Source organism: Streptomyces sp. 891-h, from assembly GCF_022760275.1.
Lineage (GTDB): Bacteria > Actinomycetota > Actinomycetes > Streptomycetales > Streptomycetaceae > Streptomyces > Streptomyces spirodelae.
This window is the reverse complement of sequence record NZ_CP050693.1, coordinates 6,069,307-6,086,715: the sequence shown is the minus strand read 5'-3', so window position 1 is coordinate 6,086,715 and position 17,409 is coordinate 6,069,307. Positions and strand designations below refer to the sequence as shown.

Sequence of the window (17,409 nt, the reverse complement as noted above, 5' to 3'; positions counted from 1 at the left end):
CCCTCCCCATGTCCCCGCAGCCTCCGCAACCCGCGCAACCCGACCGGCCGCGCCGCTTCACCCGGCGGCAGCAGGTCACCGCAGCAGCAGGTGTCGCGGCGGTAGGGCTGACGGCCCTCGCCCTCGGGCTGGTGCAGCAGGGCTGGGGCGGCGAGGGCGAGGTGCGCGTGCCCGGCGACGAGCTCGCCGCGGGAGCCGCCGCCTGGCAGACGACGACGCAGCACAGCATGAGCGAGCAGCGCCGGAGCATCGCGGCGCAGTCCGCGCAGGCCACCGAGCGCGCCGAGGCCGCAGCGCGGCGCGAGGCAGCGGCGCGGCAGGCCGCTCGGGCGCGGCATGCGGCCGAGGCCCGTAAGCGCGCGGAGGCCGAACGGGCCCACAAGGAGGCCGAGGCGAGCCGTTCGGCCCGGCGGAAGGAAGCGGCGGCCGAGCAGTCGGCGCCGTCCGGGTCGCCGCAGCAGATCGCCCGGCAGCTCATCGGCGACGCGCAGCAGTTCCAGTGCTTCGCGAACATCGTGGAGCACGAGAGCGGCTGGAACGTCACCGCCGAGAACCCCAGCAGCGGCGCCTACGGGCTGGTGCAGGCGCTGCCCGGGTCGAAGATGGCGTCCGCCGGCGCTGACTGGCGCACCAATCCGGCCACCCAGATCAAGTGGGGGCTGCAGTACATGAAGTCGACCTACGGCAGCCCGTGCGGCGCCTGGTCGTTCTGGCAGAGCCACCAGTCGTACTGACCCAGTCGTACTGACGGCGAAGGGGGCTCCCTCGTGCGAGGGAGCCCCCTTCTTCCGCGTCTTGAGGTTCTGCCGCGTCTCAGGCGCTCACTTGCGCATGATCTCCGGCTCGTGGCGGCGGAGCAGCCGGATGATGACGAAGTAGCACAGGATGCCCATCGCCACCAGGACGCCCATGTCCATCGTCCACTGGTCCAGGGAGTGGTCCCACAGCGGGTCGGTGTTGGTGGGGTCCTTCTTGTCCTGCGGCATCAGCCGGCCCAGCTCGACGGTGGCGCCCATGGCAGCCATCGCCCACCGGGAGGGCATCAGCCAGGCGAACTGCTCCACACCGGGGCTGTCGAAGAGCTTGAAGAGCACACCGGTGAAGACGACCTGCACGACGGCGAAGAGCACCAGCAGGATCATCGTCTTCTCGGAGGTCTTCACCAGCGAGGAGATGATCAGGCCGAACATCATCGAGGTGCCGCCGAGCGCGATGGCCACCAGGGTCATCTCGATGGCCGGGTTGGAGGCGAGCAGCCCCTCCTCGGGAAGGTCGCGGGGGAAGAAGCCGACGATGCACATCAGCACACCCTGGACGGCCGCGACGAGGCCGAGAACGAGCACCTTCGACATCAGATAGGCCGACCGGGACAGCCCGGTGGCCCGTTCCCGTTCGTAGATGACCCGTTCCTTGATCAGCTCACGGACCGAGTTGGCCGCGCCCGAGAAGCAGGCGCCGATGGCCAGGATCAGCAGGATGGGCCCGGCGTCTCCGTTGGTCTTGCCCGGTGGCGCCGTCAGCCCGTAGTCGGACGGCATCAGGGTGCTGACCAGGCCGAGGAGCAGCGGGGTGACGAAGGACAGCACGAGGAAGGAGCGGTCCGAGGAGATCACCGAGACATAGCGTCTGATCAGCGTCCACAGCTGGCTGCCCCAGCTCTGCGGCTTCTGGAGCCTGGTCGGCTGCATCGCCTGCTGCTGTGCCGCGTAGGGGTCCTGGTGCGGCGCCTGCTGGTCGATGTCGGCCGCGTACATCTGGTAGTGCTGCGAGCCCTGCCAGCGGCCCATCCAGTCGTAGTCGCGGTAGTTCTCGAAGGCGGAGAAGACATCCGCCCAGGAGTCGTAGCCGAAGAAGTTCAGCGCCTCCTCGGGCGGGCCGAAGTAGGCCACGCCACCGCCCGGAGCCATCACCAGGAGCTTGTCGCACAGCCCGAGCTCGGCCACCGAGTGGGTGACGACCAGCACCGTACGGCCGTCGTCGGCCATACCGCGCAGCAGCTGCATCACATCGCGGTCCATGCCCGGGTCGAGACCCGAGGTGGGCTCGTCCAGGAAGATCAGCGACGGCTTGGTGAGCAGCTCCAGTGCTACGGAGACGCGCTTGCGCTGGCCGCCGGAGAGGGAGGTGACCCGCTTGTCCGCGTGGATGTCGAGCTTGAGTTCGGCCAGCACCTCCTCCACCCGGGCGTTGCGCTCGGCCTCGGCGACGTCGCCGGGGAAGCGGAGCTTGGCCGCGTAGCGCAGCGCGGTGCGGACCTTCAGCTCCTTGTGCAGGATGTCGTCCTGCGGGACGAGCCCGATGCGCTGGCGCAGCTCGGCGAACTGCTTGTAGAGGTTCCGGTTGTCGTAGAGGACCTCACCGACGTCGGCCGGACGGTATCCGGTCAGCGCGCGCAGCAGTGTGGACTTGCCGGACCCTGACGGGCCGATCACGCCGATCAGCGACTTCTCGGGGACACCGAAGGTGACGTTGTTGAGGATGACCTTGCCGCCGTCGACCTTGACCGTCAGATGGCGGGCCGAGAAGGAGACGTCACCGGTGTCGACGAACTCCTCCAGCCGGTCGCCGACCAGCCGGAAGGTGGAGTGGCCGATACCGACGATGTCCTGCGGCCCGATGGCCACCGTGCCGGACTTGGGTATCGGCTGACCGTTGACGTAGGTGCCGTTGTGGCTGCCGAGGTCGCGGATCTCGGCACGGCCGTCGGGCGAGGCGCGGAACTCCGCGTGGTGCCGGGAGACCTGGAGGTCGGAGACGACCAGTTCGTTCTCCAGCGCACGGCCGATGCGCATCACCCGGCCCAGGGAGAGCTGGTGGAAGGTGGTCGGGCTGCGGTCGCCCGCGGCCTGCGGTGCGCCACCGCCCTGGCCGCCGGGTGCCCCGCCCGCGCCGGGGCCGCCCGCACCGGGACCGCCCATGCCCTGGGGGCCGGGGCCGCCCTGCTGCGGTATGTGCGGCTGCGGCGGCTGCTGCGCGTACTGCTGCGGGGGTGCCTGCTGCATCTGCTGCGGCATCTGGGGGGCCTGCTGCTGCCAGCCGGGGTGCGGCTGCTGGGGCGGCGGCTGCTGTCCCCAGCCGGGGCCGCCCTGGCCGCCCTGGCCGCCCTGGCCGCCGACCTGCGGCTGCTGGGTCGGTGCGCTGTGGTGGGCTGCGGCCTGCGCCGCCTGGGGCTGCCCGTGCTGCTGACCCTGCTGCTGGTGCGAGGGCGCCGTCTGTCCGCCGTACATACCGGCGGCCGGCGCCTGGCCACCGGGTGCCCCGCCCGAGAAGCCCAGGCGCGGGCCGTCGGTGGCGTTGCCCAGATGGACGCTCATGCCGGGCGCGAGCTCCAACTGCTGGATCCGCCGCCCTTGCACATACGTGCCGTTGGTGCTGCCGTGATCCTCAATGACCCAGGCGCGCCCTCCCCAGCGCACCGTGGCGTGCCGCCAGGAGACCCTGGCGTCCTCGATCACCACGTCCCCCTGCGGATCGCGGCCGAGGGTGTAGGCCCTGGACGGATCGAGCGTCCAGGTCTGTCCGTTCAATTCCAGTACGAGTTCCGGCACTCCATGCCCCACAAAGTTGTCCCCCGAGGTACCCCCTGCAGAGAGGGAGTCTAGGGATGGCGAACATCGTGAGGAACTATTTCAGGCTCGGCCGCCCGACAGGAAGCCGGGCCAGCAGTAGGAACCAGGCTGTGACCGTTCCGTCCAGGGAATGTCGGAGAGTCTCCAGCGGCACCGGAGAGAAACAGCCAGGAAAGGGGAGAGAAAGGGCTCCCGACGCGTATGTCCCCATGAGTTGCCGCTGATCACGACTGATCGCCACTGATCACCACCGACAGGGGCAACAGGAGCCCGGGTGGGTGTCAGCGGCCGGGTACGCCAGGGCCCCGGAATGCGGCCGGACCAGGCGGCGGTACTGTGAGAGGACCATGAGCACACCTGTGGCCCAGCCTCCGTCGTACGCCGACACCCCGACCCTGCTCGTCAAGATCTTCGGCAAGGACCGGCCCGGCATCACCGCCGGTCTCTTCGACACCCTCGCCGCCTTCGCCGTCGAGGTCGTCGACATCGAGCAGCTCGTCACCCGTGGACGCATCACCCTGTGCGCCCTGGTGACCGCGCCCAGCGCCGGCACCGGCACGGAGGGCGAGCTGCGCGCGACCGTGCACAGTTGGGCCGAGTCGATGGGCCTGACCGCCGAGATCATCTCCGGCACCGGCGACAACCGGCCCCGCGGCACCGGGCGTTCCCACGTCACCGTGCTCGGCCACCCGCTCACCGCGGAGTCGACCGCCGCCATAGCGGCCAGCATCACCTCCACCGGCGGCAACATCGACCGTATCTTCCGGCTCGCCAAGTACCCGGTGCTCGCTGTCGAGTTCGACGTCTCGGGCACGGAGACGGCGCTGCTGCGCACCTCCCTGGCACTGGAGGCGGCCAAGTACGGGGTCGATGTGGCCGTCGTCGCCTCGGGCCTGCAGCGGCGGGCGCAGCGGCTGGTCGTGATGGACGTCGACTCCACCCTCATCCAGGACGAGGTGATCGAGCTGTTCGCCGCCCACGCGGGCTGCGAGGCCGAGGTCGCCGAGGTGACGACGCGGGCGATGCGCGGCGAGCTGGACTTCGAGGAGTCGCTGCACGCCCGGGTGGAGCTGCTGGCGGGGCTGGACGCCTCGGTGGTGGACAAGGTGCGCGACGAAGTGCGGCTCACCCCGGGGGCCCGCACCCTGGTCCGTACGCTCAAGCGGCTCGGCTTCCAGGTGGGTGTCGTCTCCGGCGGCTTCACCCAGGTGACGGACGCACTCCAGGAGGAGCTCGGGCTGGACTTCGCCTCCGCCAACACCCTGGAGATCGTCGACGGCAGGCTGACCGGGCGGGTCACCGGGGAGATCGTCGACCGCGCGGGCAAGGCACGGCTGCTGCGCAGGTTCGCGCAGGAGGCGGGGGTCCCGCTGGCGCAGACCGTCGCCATCGGCGACGGCGCCAACGACCTGGACATGCTCAACACCGCGGGCCTCGGCGTCGCCTTCAACGCCAAGCCCCTGGTGCGGGAGGCCGCCCACACGGCGGTGAACGTGCCCTTCCTGGACACGGTGCTCTATCTGCTGGGCATCACACGCGAGGAGGTCGAGGCAGCGGACGGCCCCGAGGCGGAGAGGATCGAGGGGAGCCTGACCGAGGCACCCTGACGGAGGGGCCTCGACCGAGGGAGGCCGGCCGAGGAGCCCCGACCGAGGAGCCCGACCCTCACCGCCGTCCGGTGCCGTCACCGGGGTGCCGCCGGGCGGCGTCACTCGTGCGGTGACCAGAAGCGGGTCAGCTCCGCGCTGCCGGCCTCCACCGACTTCCAGGAGCCGGTGTACCGCAGGATGGCCACGCCCGCCGTGGGGAAGCCCCGGGCCATCCGCTCCTGTGCTTCCTCGTCGGCGGCGCCGGCGAGCACATCGGCGACCGACTGCATTCCTGGGTTGTGACCGATGATCAACAAGTCCCGCACTTCGTCGGCGACTTCGTTGATGACTTCGATGATCTGGCCGGGAGGCGCCTCGTAGAGCCGCTCCTCGTAGACCGTCTTGGGGCGCTGGGGGAGGTGCGAGACGGCCAGTTTCCATGTCTCGCGGGTACGGGTCGCTGTCGAGCAGAGGGTGAGTTGCGGGGTGATGCCCTGACCGGCGAGCCATTCGCCCGCCGCGGGGGCGTCCAGGCGGCCTCGCTCGGAGAGGGGCCGCTCGTGGTCCGCCACCTGGGGCCAGTCCGCCTTGGCGTGCCGGAGAAGGACGATACTGCGGGGCACATCGACGCTCATGTGTCCCAGCTTCGCATGAAACCCGCTGTCAGGCGCGGGGTGTTGAACGGTCGGTCCCCTACGGGTGACGGACGGTGATGCGCTGCTCACCCGGTCACCGGGACGGCTCAGCCGGGGCCCCTGCCGGCAGGACGTCCCCGGGCCGGATTCAGCCCAGTACAGCGCCCCACAGATGGGTGAAGAAGGACAGCAGCGGGCTGTCGGCGGCGCGCTGCGCTGCGTCCGCCTGTCCCCCGCCCACCACGAGGACCAGCAGCAGGACGAAGCCGAGTGCCGGGAGCAGCACGCCCCACCAGGGCAGCCGCGTCTGCGCTGCTTGCTGCCGGGTGGCGTCCGGCCGCGTGCCGCCCGGGGCCGGGCGGCTCCTGCTCCGGTCCGATGTGTGCGCGGGGGCCGTCATGGGTCTCGCCTCCGGGTCCGTGGTGGCTTCGCTGGTCTTTCCCGTACGCCTCGACGGTACGGAGCGCGTGAGGCCGGTCCCATCCGGTGAGCCACCCAGTTACCCCTGAGGCAGGCCCCCTAGATGATTGAGTCCGATGTTCTTAGTGGTCGTAGGCGATCAGGGATCGTTTGACCGTGGCGCCGGTGGTCCAGTTGTGCCAGATGCCGGTGGCGAGGGCGAGGAGTCGTTGGCCGGTGCGGGCGAAGACCCCTGCCGGGGATCTGGCGCCGTGCTGTTCGAGGCTGAGCTGGCCTTTGAGGGTGTCGATGACGGCTTCGATCCACTGCCGGACCCGGGCGATCTTCCCGTGCCGGACCGGCTCGTCCTTGCGGTCCGGCCGCACGAGGCGGGCACCGAACCGCTCGCTCACGAAGGCTTCGAACTCCTTCCCGGCGAAGCCCTTGTCCGCGAGGATCACCTGTCCCTGGCGGATGAGGTGGTGATCGCGTTCCAGCAGCGCGGCCATCACCTCCCGCTCGCCGAGCTTCGGGGTGGCCAGACACCAGGTGACGGGCATGCCCTCGGCGGTGGTGACCAGGTAGAGGCGCAAGCCCCAGAAGAAGCGCGAATGGCTGCGGCAGTAGCCGTAGCCGGCATGCCCGGCCAGGTCGGAGCGTTTGACGGTCTCGCGGGAGGCCGCGCACGGCAGCGGGGTGGAGTCGATCAGGCGCAGGTCGTCGTCCCAGGTCGGGACCTGCCGGGCGAGCATCTCGACCACCTGGCTGATCAGCGGTCCGGCCGCGTTGAGGCGCTTGTTGTAGGCCGACTGCTGGGGCAGGTAGCGGAAGAGGTGCCCGAGCCGGGCGTGGGCGAAGCGGATCCAGTGCCGGGCCGAGGGAAAGCCCAGCAGGACCTGGGCGACTGCCAGGCACAGCAGTTCGGCGTCCGTGAGTTTCGGTGGTCGCCCGATCCGGCGACAAGGCGCCACATGGTCGTCGATGAACACGTACAGTGCCGCCAGAAGGGCGTCCAGGTTTGTCTTCACACACTGACCAACGGGCGCCCTTCGCCATGGTCGCGACCAGCACACACATCGGACTCACTCATCTAGGGGATGGTGGTGCCGGCTACACCCCGCCGTGCGGCCAGGAGCCCCCGACGCCGTGCGGCCAGGGCCCCGAAGGCGCGGACCGGGCGCCGCAGGCGGCCTCAGCCCGCGGCGATGCTGGCGACCACCGCGATGACGACGGTGACGGCGATCATCGCGCCGAAGATCAGCAGCAGCTTCTTCCGCGGTTCCGGGGGGTTCGGTTCGAGCACTGGCATGTGAGCCAGTGTCGCACTCAGCGCCCTTCCTCGATGACCCGGTCCCTGCCCGCCAGCAGCCCGGTCGCCATCTGCGCCAGCATCAGCGCGGCCATCAGCAGGAGCGGCACGTGCCAGCCGCCGCTGACGTCGTGCAGCGAGCCGACCAGCAGCGGGCCGGGGATGGAGATCAGATAGCCGGTGCTCTGCGCGAAGGCGGAGAGCTTGACGACACCGGTGTGGGAGCGGGAGCGCATCCCGATCATGGTGAGGGCCAGCGGGAAGGCGCAGTTGGAGACGCCCAGCACCAGCGCCCACACCCAGGCGCCGGCGGCGGGCGCGAACCACAGGCCCGCGTAACCGGCCAGGCCGCAGACGCCCAGGGCGAGCACCAGCGGGCCCTGGTGCCGCATCCGGGCGGCCAGCTTCGGCAGGACGAAGGAGAGCGGGACGCCCATGCCCATCGTCACCGCGAGCATCACCCCGGCCGCCGAGGCCGAGACTCCCGCGTCCCGGAAGATCTGCGGCAGCCAGCCCATGGTGATGTAGGCGGCGGACGCCTGGAGCCCGAAGAAGACGCCGAGCGCCCAGGCGGTGGGCGACTTGGTGATCCGCAGGCCGGTCGCGTCCTGTTCGCCGGGCTGCCCGGGAACGGTCTCCGGTGCGCTCCGCGCCCCGGGGGCGTGGACGGAGCGGCTGCGGGAGATCACGGCCCAGGGCACGACGGCGACGGCGGCCAGCACCGCCCAAGCCCCCAGGCCGACGCGCCAGCTGCCGCCGAGCGCGTCGGTCATCGGCACGGTGACGGCGGCGGCGCCTGCCGTGCCCAGGGCGAGCGCCATCGAGTAGAGCCCGGTCATGGAACCGACCCGGTCGGGGAACCAGTGCTTGACGACCACGGGCATCAGCACGTTGCTCACCGCGATTCCGGCCAGAGCGAGCGCGGTGGCGGCGAGGAAGGCGGCAGTGCCGCCCGCCAGCGGCCGCAGCGCGAGCCCGAGGGCGATGGCGACCATCCCGCCCAGCACGACGGTTGCCGGGCCGCGGCGGCGGGCCAGCCGGGGGGCGAGTCCGCCGAAGACGGCGAAACAGAGCGACGGCACGGAGGTCAGCAGGCCGGCGACGGTGCCGTTCATGTGCAGACCGCGCCGGACCTCCTCCAGCAGCGGGCCGAGTCCGGATATGGCGGGGCGCAGGTTGAGCGCCGCGATCACCATTCCGGCAGCGACGAGGCCGAGCAGCCAGCGGGGTCCCGCAGGGGCGGCGGCACCGGGTCCGGGCGGCGCCGCGGGGGCCGCGGCGGGGGGCTCGGGGGCGGTGCGGGTACTCAGATCCGTGGAAGGTGTCGGGTTCCTGCTGTCATCGTCTGCCGGTGCCATGCGGCCCATCATAGAATCATGGGATGAATAACGGCCAACCGATTACCCCGCCCCGGCTTCCCTCGCTCGCCGCTCCCCAGCGCGCACCCCTGGCCACCCAGGTGATCGCCGCACTGCGGCAGCAGATCACCTCGGGCCAGTGGCCGGTGGGCAGCCGCATCCCGACCGAGCCGGAGCTGGTCGAGCAGTTGGGGGTGGCCCGTAACACGGTGCGGGAGGCCGTGCGCGCCCTCGCGCACAACGGGCTGCTGGACATCCGGCAGGGCTCGGGCACCTACGTGGTGGCCACCAGCGAGCTGGCCGGGGTGATGCACCGCAGGTTCGCCGGGGCCGATCTGCGGCACGTGGCGGAGCTGCGCTCGGCCCTGGAGACGGCCGGAGCGCGGCTGGCGGCGCGCCGCCGTACGGAAGCCGACCTGCGGCAGCTCGACGGGCTGCTGGAGCGCCGCGAGGCGGCATGGGACTCGGGCGACGTCGAACGCTTCATCGACGCCGACCGGAGCCTGCACATGGGCGTGGTGGCCGCTTCCCACAACGAGGTGCTGGCGGCGGTCTACGCCGACCTGGGCGAGGTGCTGCGGGCCTATCTGCGGCAGGACGTCGGCGACGAGCTGCGCCCGGAGAACCACATGGACCACGCGCGGCTGCTGGAGGCCATCCACGGCCAGGACGCGGAGGCCGCCTCCGAGGAGGCGGCCTCTCACACGGCGGAATGGGGCGAGGGCGCGCTGTAGACGGCGGCGCCGCGGCGGAACACCCGCCCCGCGAAGGGACTTACGCCCCCCTGAAGGGACTTACGCCCCCATCATGTGGACGCCGCCGTCCACATGGACGATCTCGCCCGTGGTCTTGGGGAAGAAGTCGGACAGCAGGGCGACGACGCCGCGGCCCGCGGGCTCGGGGTCGGTGAGGTCCCAGCCGATGGGCGCGCGGGTGTTCCACACGTCGGACAGCTCCTCGAAGCCCGGGATGGACTTGGCGGCCATCGACTTGATGGGCCCTGCGGAGACCAGGTTGCAGCGGATGTTCTTGTGGCCGAGATCGCGCGCGAGGTAGCGGGACGTGGCCTCCAGCGCCGCCTTGGAGACGCCCATCCAGTCGTACTTCGGCCAGGCGAGCTGCGCGTCGAAGTCCATGCCCACGACGGAGGCGCCGCGCTTCTCCAGCAGCGGCAGCAGCGCCATCGTCAGCGCCTTGAGCGAGAACGCCGAGACCTCGACGGCCGTGGCGACGGACTCCCACTCGGTGTTGAGGAAGTTGCCGCCCAGCGCGTCCTGCGGGGCGAAGCCGATGGAGTGCACGACCCCGTCGAGCCCGGCGTCGTCACCGAGGTGCTCGGTGACCTTGGCGGCGAGCCCGTCCAGGTGCTCCTTGTTCTGCACGTCCAGCTCGATGACCGGCGCCTCCTTGGGCAGCCGCTTGGCGATGCGCTCCACCAGGGAGAGCCGCCCGAAACCGGTCAGCACCACCTCGGCGCCCTCCTCCTGGGCGACCTTGGCCGCGTGGAAGGCGATCGAGGAGTCGGTGAGCACTCCGGTGATCAGGACGCGCTTTCCGGCGAGGATTCCGCTCATGTTCAGTGACCCATGCCCAATCCGCCGTCCACGGGAATGACGGCTCCGGTGATGTATGCGGCCTCGTCGGACGCCAGGAAGCGGACCGAGGAGGCGACCTCCTCCGGCGCGGCGTAGCGGCCCAGCGGCACCTGCTTGACGATCTCCTCGCGCTGTTCGTCGGTGAGCGCGCGGGTCATGTCGGTGTCGACGAAGCCGGGCGCGACGACGTTGCAGGTGATGTTGCGGGAGCCCAGCTCACGGGAGAGCGAGCGGGCGAAGCCCACCAGACCCGCCTTGGACGCCGCGTAGTTGGCCTGTCCGGCCTGGCCCATCAGCCCGACGACCGAGGAGATCAGCACGATACGGCCCTTGCGGGCACGCAGCATGGCGCGGGAGGCGCGCTTGACCACCCGGTAGGTACCGGTGAGGTTGGTGTCGACGACCGAGGCGAAGTCGTCCTCGGACATCCGCAGCAGAAGCTGGTCACGGGTGATGCCCGCGTTGGCGACGAGCACCTCGACCGCGCCCTGCTTCTCCTCGATCTCTTTGTACGCCTGCTCCACCTGCTCCGGCTCGGTGATGTCGCACTTGACGCCGAGGAAGCCCTCGGGCGGCTCTCCGGAGCGGTAGGTGACGGCGACCTTGTCGCCTGCCTCGGCGAAGGCACGGGCGATGGCGAGGCCGATGCCGCGGTTCCCTCCGGTCACGAGCACTGAGCGGCTCACTGTGTGACCACCCTTTCTGCTTCTGCTGTCGCGGTCTGTCGCAAGAAGAACCTATCCGCCATGACCAGGTCGCGAGCACTCGGGCACGGACAGGGGGTCCCGCGGCCTCCTGTGGGGTCCCTACAGAAACGCCGATTCCGCGGCGGCGCGAACCGCGTCGTACGGCCGCGCGGACGCCGCGGACGGCCGCGGGTTGGGGTGGGGTGCCGGGGTGGAGCTGCCGCGGGCCGTCGGTGTCGGTGCGGGGGCATAGACTTTCCCGGACCGTATTCAGCAACCACCACACCAGGACAGTGACGTGACACGCCTCGGCGACTCCGTACAGCGCGCCAGTGAGCTGCTGGCCCAGGACCTCTCCTCCGACATCAATGTCGAGCGGCTGCTCGAGGAGACCGGGGCGCGGCGCTATCTGGACCTGAGCGATCTGCCGGCCAAGGAGCAGGCCGAGTTGATCGGGGCGCGCTCGGTCGAGCTGCTGCCGTCCGTGGACAAGCTCGCCGAGCGGATCGAGGAGCGCGCTGCCCAGGGCAAGGGTCTGCACATCAAGCTGGGCATCGACCCGACGGCGGCGGATGTGCACCTGGGCCACGCCGTACCGGTGATCGTGCTCAGCCGCTTCCAGCGGATGGGGCACGACGTCACGCTGATCATCGGCGACTTCACCGCCAAGATCGGCGACCCCTCGGGCCGTACGGCCGAGCGCCCGCCGCTGACCGACGAGGACATCGCACGGAACCTGTCCGGCTACCAGGAGCAGGTGCGGCCCTTCTTCGACTTCGAGAAGGTGCGCTTCGCCCGCAACAGCGAGTGGCTGGCCCCCGTCACGCTGCCCGACCTGCTGGGGCTGCTCGCGCAGGTGCCCGTCTCGGCCCTGCTCCAGCGGGAGGACTTCCGCAACCGGCTCTCCGAAGGCTCCGGGCTGACCATGTCCGAGCTGCTCTACCCCGTCGCGCAGGCCCTCGACTCGGTGGAGCTGGCCTGCGACGTGGAGCTCGGCGGCGTCGACCAGCTCCTCAATCTCCAGATGGGGCGCCGGGTGATGGAGGTGCACGGGCAGCAGCCGCAACTCGTGGTCACCATGCCGCTGGTCGAGGGCACGGACGGCTCGGGCGCCAAGATGTCCAAGTCCAAGGGCAACTACGTGGGCCTGGGCAGCGCGCCCGACGAGGTCTTCGGCAAGATCATGTCCATCCCCGACCGGCTGATGGTGCCCTACCTGCGCGCCTGGACCGAGTGGACGGACGCCGAGATCGACCAGGCGACAGCCCGTATCGAGGCCGGCTCGCTGCACCCGATGGACCTGAAGAAGGTCCTGGCCGGCGAGGTCGTCGCGGCGCTGCACGGGGTGCAGGCCGCGATGGCCGCCCGCGCGCACTTCGTCGCGCAGTTCTCCAAGAAATCCTTCTCCGACCTGGAGACCCTGCCCGTCGTGGACGTGACCGAACACGGCGAAGAGGGCGTCGCCGCGGTACTGACGAAGGTGCTGGAGTTCACCCCGAGCGCCTCGGCCGCCCGCCGGATCGCCAAGCAGAACGGACTGCGGCTGATCATCGAGAGGAGCGGCGAGAAGCAGCAGGCCGTGGTGGTCTCCGAGGCCGAGGCGCTGCGCCCGCTGGCCGAGGTCGCCAGGGAAGCGGTCTCCTCCGGGGGAGGCACGGCCGACGCGGTCTATCTGAAGGCGGGCCGCAAGGTCGCGGAGCTCCGCGGTCTGTGACGGCGGCCCGGCAGCGCTGTGGACGCGTGTACCCCGGCCCTCCGGCCGGAGTACGCAATCCACCGGAGCCGCCGGGCCCGCGTCGTACGCAGGCCGTCCGGTCCTCCGGGGCCGCCGCCCCGGTCTCGTAGCGGACGCGTCCGAGGCGTACCGTAGGAAACGTCCGGATCTCCGTGCACAGCCGCGGAGAACGGCAGGTGAGCAGGTGGTGGAATGTGATGCGGAAGCAGCACCAGCCGGAGGTTTTCCGGATCACCGGGGCTCGGCAGAGTCTGCAGGAAGACGTGCGCGGAAGGCAGCGTCGCTATGTGATCTCCATGCTGATCCGCACGGTCGCCGTCCTGCTCACTGTGGTGCTGTGGAACGTCGAGCGCCCGCTCGCGGTGGTGACGCTGGTGCTCGGCCTCACCCTTCCGTACATCGCCGTCGTGATCGCCAACGCGGGCCGGGAGAACGCACCGTCGGCTCCCCCGACGGTGCCGCCCGACCCGATGCACCAAGAGCTGGAGCCCTCACGGGTGAGCAAAGCGGAGGACGAAACCGGCACTGCGAGGGCCGAAACCGGCACAGCGGAGGGGGAAACCGCTCCGGAAGAGGCCGAGTCCGCCCCGAACGAGACGACGGGCGACCGCAGTTGATCTGGCTCTTCGCACAAAGCTCAAGAAAACCTCAGATCAATCCTGCGGTTCCGGTGCACTGCGGCCGCTCCCGCATGCCATACTTCAGGTGCGCTCCGCATCCCCCGTCGGAGCGATGGACCGACGCCGGGCGGCTCCCCCCGTGGCTGCCCGGCGTCGTTTAATGTCCGCAGCGTGAAGGAAGACCGTGAGGGAAGATGAAGGCGTGATCCCTTCCGCCTCCCCCTCAGCCGAGGGGCCCGATACCCCGATCTGCTCCGCCAAGGGCTGCCGTGAGCCGGCCGTGTGGGTGCTCGCCTGGAACAACCCCAAGCTGCACACCCCCGACCGCCGCAAGACGTGGCTGGCCTGCGAGGAACACCGCGAATACCTCGCGAAGTTCCTCGGCGTCCGCGGCTTCCTGAAGGACACCGTGCCGCTGGCCGACTGGGACCCGAAGCCGTCCGAGGACAGCTGACACCCCTCGCGCACGGCAGGGCACTTTCTCGCGGGCGCACCCTCCCGCGGGCGCGCCGGTGCCGGGACCTCAGCCACCGATCGCCGACATCGGGCGCTGCGGCTGGACGAACGAGGGGTCGTCGATCCCGGCCCCCGCCTTCTTGCCCCACATCGCCTTGCGCCACAGCGCCGCCACCTCGGCATCCGAGGCACCGCCGCGCAGTGCGCCCCGCAGATCGGACTCCTCCGTGGCGAACAGGCAGGTGCGCACCTGTCCGTCCGCCGTCAGCCGGGTGCGGTCGCAAGCCCGGCAGAACGGCCGGGTGACCGACGCGATCACCCCGACCCGCTGCGGGCCACCGTCCACCAGCCAGCGCTCCGCCGGTGCCGAACCACGCTCCTCCTGCCCCTCCGGAGTGAGGGCGAAGCGGGTGCGCAGCGACTCCAGGATGTCACCTGCGGTGATCATGCCCTCACGCTGCCAGCCGTGCTGGGCGTCGAGCGGCATCTGCTCGATGAATCGGAGCTCATACCCCTCTTCCAGTGCCCATTCCAGCAGGTCAGGGGCCTCCTGGTCGTTCATCCCCGGCATCAGCACCGCGTTGACCTTCACCGGAGCCAGGCCGGCCTCCCGGGCGGCCGCCAGCCCGCCAAGGACGTCTGCGTGGCGCTTGCGGCGCGTCATCCGCTGGAACGTCTCCGGGTCCAGCGTGTCCAGCGAGACATTCACCCGGTCCAGGCCCGCCTCACGCAGCGCCACCGCCGTGCGCTCCAGGCCGATGCCGTTGGTGGTCAGCGACATCCTGGGACGGGGCTCCAGCTCGGCACAGCGCGCGACTATGCCGGTCAGCCCTGGGCGCAGGAGGGGTTCGCCGCCGGTGAAGCGGACCTCGGTGACGCCGAGGTCGGTGACCGCGATCCGGACCAGACGGACGATTTCGTCGTCCGTCAGGAGTTCGGGCTTGGCGAGCCACTGCAGGCCCTCCTCCGGCATGCAGTAGGTGCAGCGCAGGTTGCAGCGGTCGGTCAGCGAGACGCGCAGGTCGGTGGCGACCCGGCCGTAGGTGTCCAGCAGCATGCTGACGGCCTCCCAGGAACGTGAGCTGCTTCGCAGCGTAGGTCACGGCTGTGACATCCGACAGCGCCGATTGTTACGCCCCTCGCACATGAGAGGGCTTCGCCCTCTGACACCCCGCAACTGCTGAGCGTCCCACTGGTTCCCGTCTGGGCTTGTGGACGCACGCCCCGTTTCTGTCCCGGCTCGCCGCCGAGTGGTCGTGTCGGGGGGCGAACCCCTCACGGGGTGGCCCGCCGCGTTGTGGACGCACGCCCCGTTTGTGTCCCGGCTCGCGCCGAGTGGTCGTGTCGGGGGGCTCCGCCCCCCAACGGCCCCCCGCCAGGTGGGCTTCGCCCCCCTAGAACCCCCCTGCCGCATGGGACCACCCCATTGCCTTTCAAGCATCCCCTCATTGGTGCGGGTCCTTGGACCGGCCGGTGACGACCCTGCGGGAGTCACCGCCGGACCAAGGGCCTGGGGCGTGAGCCGGGGCGAGGGAACGTGAACAGGGGTGCCGTTTTGCGGAAGGGGGCTCCTAGGGGGGCGAAGCCCCCGTAGCGGGGGGCTGTTGGGGGGCGGAGCCCCCCAACGCCCGTCCGGCGAGGACCCGGGGGTTTGGGGGCGGAGCCCCCATCAACGACAGACGGTCAGAGGGCTGAGCCCTCAGCCAATGGAGGCGGCGCCCAGCCAGCGTCGGGCCCTCATCCCGATGGTGGGGCGGCGCAACCGCCGGAGGCTTCAGTGGGCGCCGACGCCCGTCATGGAGCGGACCTCCAGTTCGGCGTACTTGGCGCCTCCGGCGCCCTCGTCCTTGGAGAGGAGCGAGCCGATCCACCCGAGCAGGAACCCGAGCGGAATCGAGATGAGCCCCGGATTCTGCAGCGGGAACCAGGCGAAGTCGACGTCGGGGAACATCGACGTCTCCTTGCCGGTGACGACCGGCGAGAAGAACACCAGGAACACCGAGGAGATCAGTCCGCCGTAGATCGACCACAGCGCGCCCGTGGTGGTGAAGCGCTTCCAGAAGAGGCTGTAGAGCAGGGTGGGCAGGTTCGCGGAGGCGGCTACCGCGAAGGCGAGGGCGACGAGCCCGGCGACGTTGAGCTTCCCGGCGAAGATGCCGAGCCCGATGGCGACGCCGCCGATGATCACGGCGGAGACGCGGGCGGCCTTGACCTCTTCCTTCTCGGTGGCCTTGCCCCTGCGGATGACGTTGGCGTACAGGTCGTGGGCGAAGGAGGACGAGGAGGCGAGGGTCAGTCCCGCCACCACCGCCAGGATGGTGGCGAAGGCGACCGCGGAGATCATCGCCAGCAGCACCGCGCCGCCGGTCGAGTCGGCTCCGCCGCCGATCTCCTGGGCGAGCAGCGGTGCCGCGGTGTTGCCGGCCGCGTTGGAGTCGGTGATCGTCTTCTGGCTGAGCAGCGCCGCGGCGCCGAAGCCGAGTGCGATGGTCATCAGGTAGAAGACCCCGATGATGCCGATGGCCCAGTTGACGGACTTCCTGGCGGCCTTGGCGGTGGGCACGGTGTAGAAGCGGATCAGGATGTGCGGCAGTCCGGCCGTGCCGAGGATGAGCGCGAGACCGAGCGAGATGAAGTCGATCTTCGAGGTGGTCGACACGCCGTATTTCAGCCCCGGCTCCAGGAAGGAGGCACCCTTTCCGCTGTTCTCGGCGGCGGCGCCGAGCAGGGAGGAGAGGTTGTAGTTGAACTTGTGGAACACCAGGAAGGTGATGATGACCGTGCCGCCGATGAGCAGGCACGCCTTGATCATCTGGACCCAGGTGGTCCCCTTCATGCCGCCGATCGTCACGTAGAGGATCATCACGACGCCGACGAAGACGACGATCAGGTTCTTGCCCGTCTCGCCGGTGATGCCCAGCAGCAGTGCGACGAGCGCGCCGGCGCCGACCATCTGGGCCAGCAGGTAGAAGATCGAGACGACGATGGTGGAGACCCCGGCGGCGGTGCGGACGGGCCGCTGCCGCATGCGGTAGGCCAGTACGTCGCCCATGGTGTAGCGGCCGGAGTTGCGCAGCGGTTCGGCGACCAGGAGGAGGGCGACCAGCCAGGCGACGAGGAAGCCGATGGAGTAGAGGAACCCGTCGTATCCGGCCAGCGCGATGGCGCCCGCGATGCCGAGGAAGGACGCGGCAGACATGTAGTCGCCGGAGATGGCGAGCCCGTTCTGGAAGCCGGTGAACTGCCGCCCGCCTGCGTAGAAGTCGGTGGCGTCCTTGGTCCTGCGGCCCGCCCAGATGGTGACGCCGAGGGTGATGACGACGAAGACCGAGAAGAGCGTGATGATCAGCGGGCGGTGTTCGCTCGCGCTCTCGGCGGCCAGCTGGGTGGCGGGCGCGGCGACCTGGTGGGTGAGACTCATGCGTCGTCCTCCTGACCGGCGAGCTCGCCCTTGTCCT

Annotated in this window: 16 protein-coding genes; 6 read left to right on the top strand and 10 right to left on the bottom strand. The window is 70.4% G+C overall.

Annotation, left to right across the window (positions count from 1 at the left end; translation table 11 throughout):
* The first annotated feature begins 8 nt into the window (after positions 1 to 8).
* A complete protein-coding gene (locus tag HC362_RS26720) occupies positions 9 to 734 on the top strand; it encodes a transglycosylase SLT domain-containing protein (protein ID WP_243086685.1) in 726 nt (241 codons plus the stop codon).
* Between the two features lie 87 nt (positions 735 to 821).
* Here HC362_RS26720 and HC362_RS26715 read toward each other — a convergent pair whose 3' ends face one another.
* A complete protein-coding gene (locus HC362_RS26715) occupies positions 822 to 3,560 on the bottom strand; it encodes an FHA domain-containing protein (RefSeq protein WP_243086684.1) in 2,739 nt (912 codons plus the stop codon).
* 356 nt (positions 3,561 to 3,916) lie between these two features.
* Here HC362_RS26715 and serB point away from each other — a divergent pair, with 356 nt between their 5' ends.
* Complete coding sequence (gene serB, locus HC362_RS26710; RefSeq protein ID WP_243086683.1) at positions 3,917 to 5,176, top strand: phosphoserine phosphatase SerB; 1,260 nt, start codon at positions 3,917 to 3,919, stop codon at positions 5,174 to 5,176.
* A 101-nt stretch (positions 5,177 to 5,277) separates the two neighbouring features.
* Here the strand turns inward: serB and HC362_RS26705 are convergent, their stop codons facing one another.
* The 5 genes from HC362_RS26705 to HC362_RS26690 all read right to left on the bottom strand — a co-directional run bounded on the left by HC362_RS26705 (position 5,278) and on the right by HC362_RS26690 (position 8,859).
* Positions 5,278 to 5,793: a histidine phosphatase family protein gene (locus HC362_RS26705; protein WP_243086682.1), complete on the bottom strand. Its 516-nt coding sequence runs from the start codon at positions 5,791 to 5,793 to the stop codon at positions 5,278 to 5,280.
* Positions 5,794 to 5,941: 148 nt separating this feature from the next.
* Complete coding sequence (locus HC362_RS26700; RefSeq protein WP_243086681.1) at positions 5,942 to 6,193, bottom strand: hypothetical protein; 252 nt, start codon at positions 6,191 to 6,193, stop codon at positions 5,942 to 5,944.
* A 142-nt stretch (positions 6,194 to 6,335) separates the two neighbouring features.
* Entirely contained in the window at positions 6,336 to 7,220 is an 885-nt protein-coding gene (locus HC362_RS26695) for an IS982 family transposase (protein WP_243083179.1), read from the bottom strand.
* A gap of 164 nt (positions 7,221 to 7,384) precedes the next feature.
* Positions 7,385 to 7,501, bottom strand: coding sequence for an SGM_5486 family transporter-associated protein (locus HC362_RS34945; protein WP_279240140.1), 117 nt, complete (start codon positions 7,499 to 7,501; stop codon positions 7,385 to 7,387).
* A gap of 17 nt (positions 7,502 to 7,518) precedes the next feature.
* Positions 7,519 to 8,859, bottom strand: a complete 1,341-nt coding sequence (locus tag HC362_RS26690; protein ID WP_243086680.1) for an MFS transporter — start codon at positions 8,857 to 8,859, stop codon at positions 7,519 to 7,521.
* A 23-nt stretch (positions 8,860 to 8,882) separates the two neighbouring features.
* On the opposite strand from HC362_RS26690, the gene HC362_RS26685 reads away from it, so the two are divergent.
* Positions 8,883 to 9,593: an FCD domain-containing protein gene (locus tag HC362_RS26685; protein ID WP_243086679.1), complete on the top strand. Its 711-nt coding sequence runs from the start codon at positions 8,883 to 8,885 to the stop codon at positions 9,591 to 9,593.
* Positions 9,594 to 9,653: 60 nt separating this feature from the next.
* Here the strand turns inward: HC362_RS26685 and fabI are convergent, their stop codons facing one another.
* Together fabI and fabG are read right to left on the bottom strand one after the other, a co-directional pair.
* Positions 9,654 to 10,433, bottom strand: coding sequence for an enoyl-ACP reductase FabI (fabI, locus tag HC362_RS26680; protein ID WP_243086678.1), 780 nt, complete (start codon positions 10,431 to 10,433; stop codon positions 9,654 to 9,656).
* A gap of 2 nt (positions 10,434 to 10,435) precedes the next feature.
* Entirely contained in the window at positions 10,436 to 11,140 is a 705-nt protein-coding gene (fabG, locus tag HC362_RS26675) for a 3-oxoacyl-[acyl-carrier-protein] reductase (RefSeq protein ID WP_209267165.1), read from the bottom strand.
* A gap of 298 nt (positions 11,141 to 11,438) precedes the next feature.
* Between fabG and tyrS the strand changes: the two genes are divergently transcribed.
* From tyrS to HC362_RS26660, 3 genes are all read left to right on the top strand, one after another.
* The gene (tyrS, locus tag HC362_RS26670) at positions 11,439 to 12,854 is read left to right on the top strand and encodes a tyrosine--tRNA ligase (protein ID WP_243086677.1); all 1,416 of its coding nucleotides are present in this window, start codon (positions 11,439 to 11,441) and stop codon (positions 12,852 to 12,854) included.
* Positions 12,855 to 13,072: 218 nt separating this feature from the next.
* Positions 13,073 to 13,492: a DUF3099 domain-containing protein gene (locus HC362_RS26665; protein WP_243088830.1), complete on the top strand. Its 420-nt coding sequence runs from the start codon at positions 13,073 to 13,075 to the stop codon at positions 13,490 to 13,492.
* A 205-nt stretch (positions 13,493 to 13,697) separates the two neighbouring features.
* Positions 13,698 to 13,949 carry a hypothetical protein gene (locus HC362_RS26660; RefSeq protein WP_243088829.1) on the top strand — a complete coding sequence of 84 codons (252 nt, stop codon included), beginning with the start codon at positions 13,698 to 13,700 and terminating at the stop codon, positions 13,947 to 13,949.
* A gap of 69 nt (positions 13,950 to 14,018) precedes the next feature.
* On the opposite strand, the gene moaA is transcribed toward HC362_RS26660, so the two are convergent.
* Together moaA and HC362_RS26650 are read right to left on the bottom strand one after the other, a co-directional pair.
* Positions 14,019 to 15,008, bottom strand: a complete 990-nt coding sequence (gene moaA / locus HC362_RS26655) for a GTP 3',8-cyclase MoaA (protein WP_243086676.1) — start codon at positions 15,006 to 15,008, stop codon at positions 14,019 to 14,021.
* Positions 15,009 to 15,725: 717 nt separating this feature from the next.
* A complete protein-coding gene (locus HC362_RS26650; protein WP_243086675.1) occupies positions 15,726 to 17,372 on the bottom strand; it encodes a cation acetate symporter in 1,647 nt (548 codons plus the stop codon).
* Positions 17,373 to 17,409: the final 37 nt, after the last annotated feature.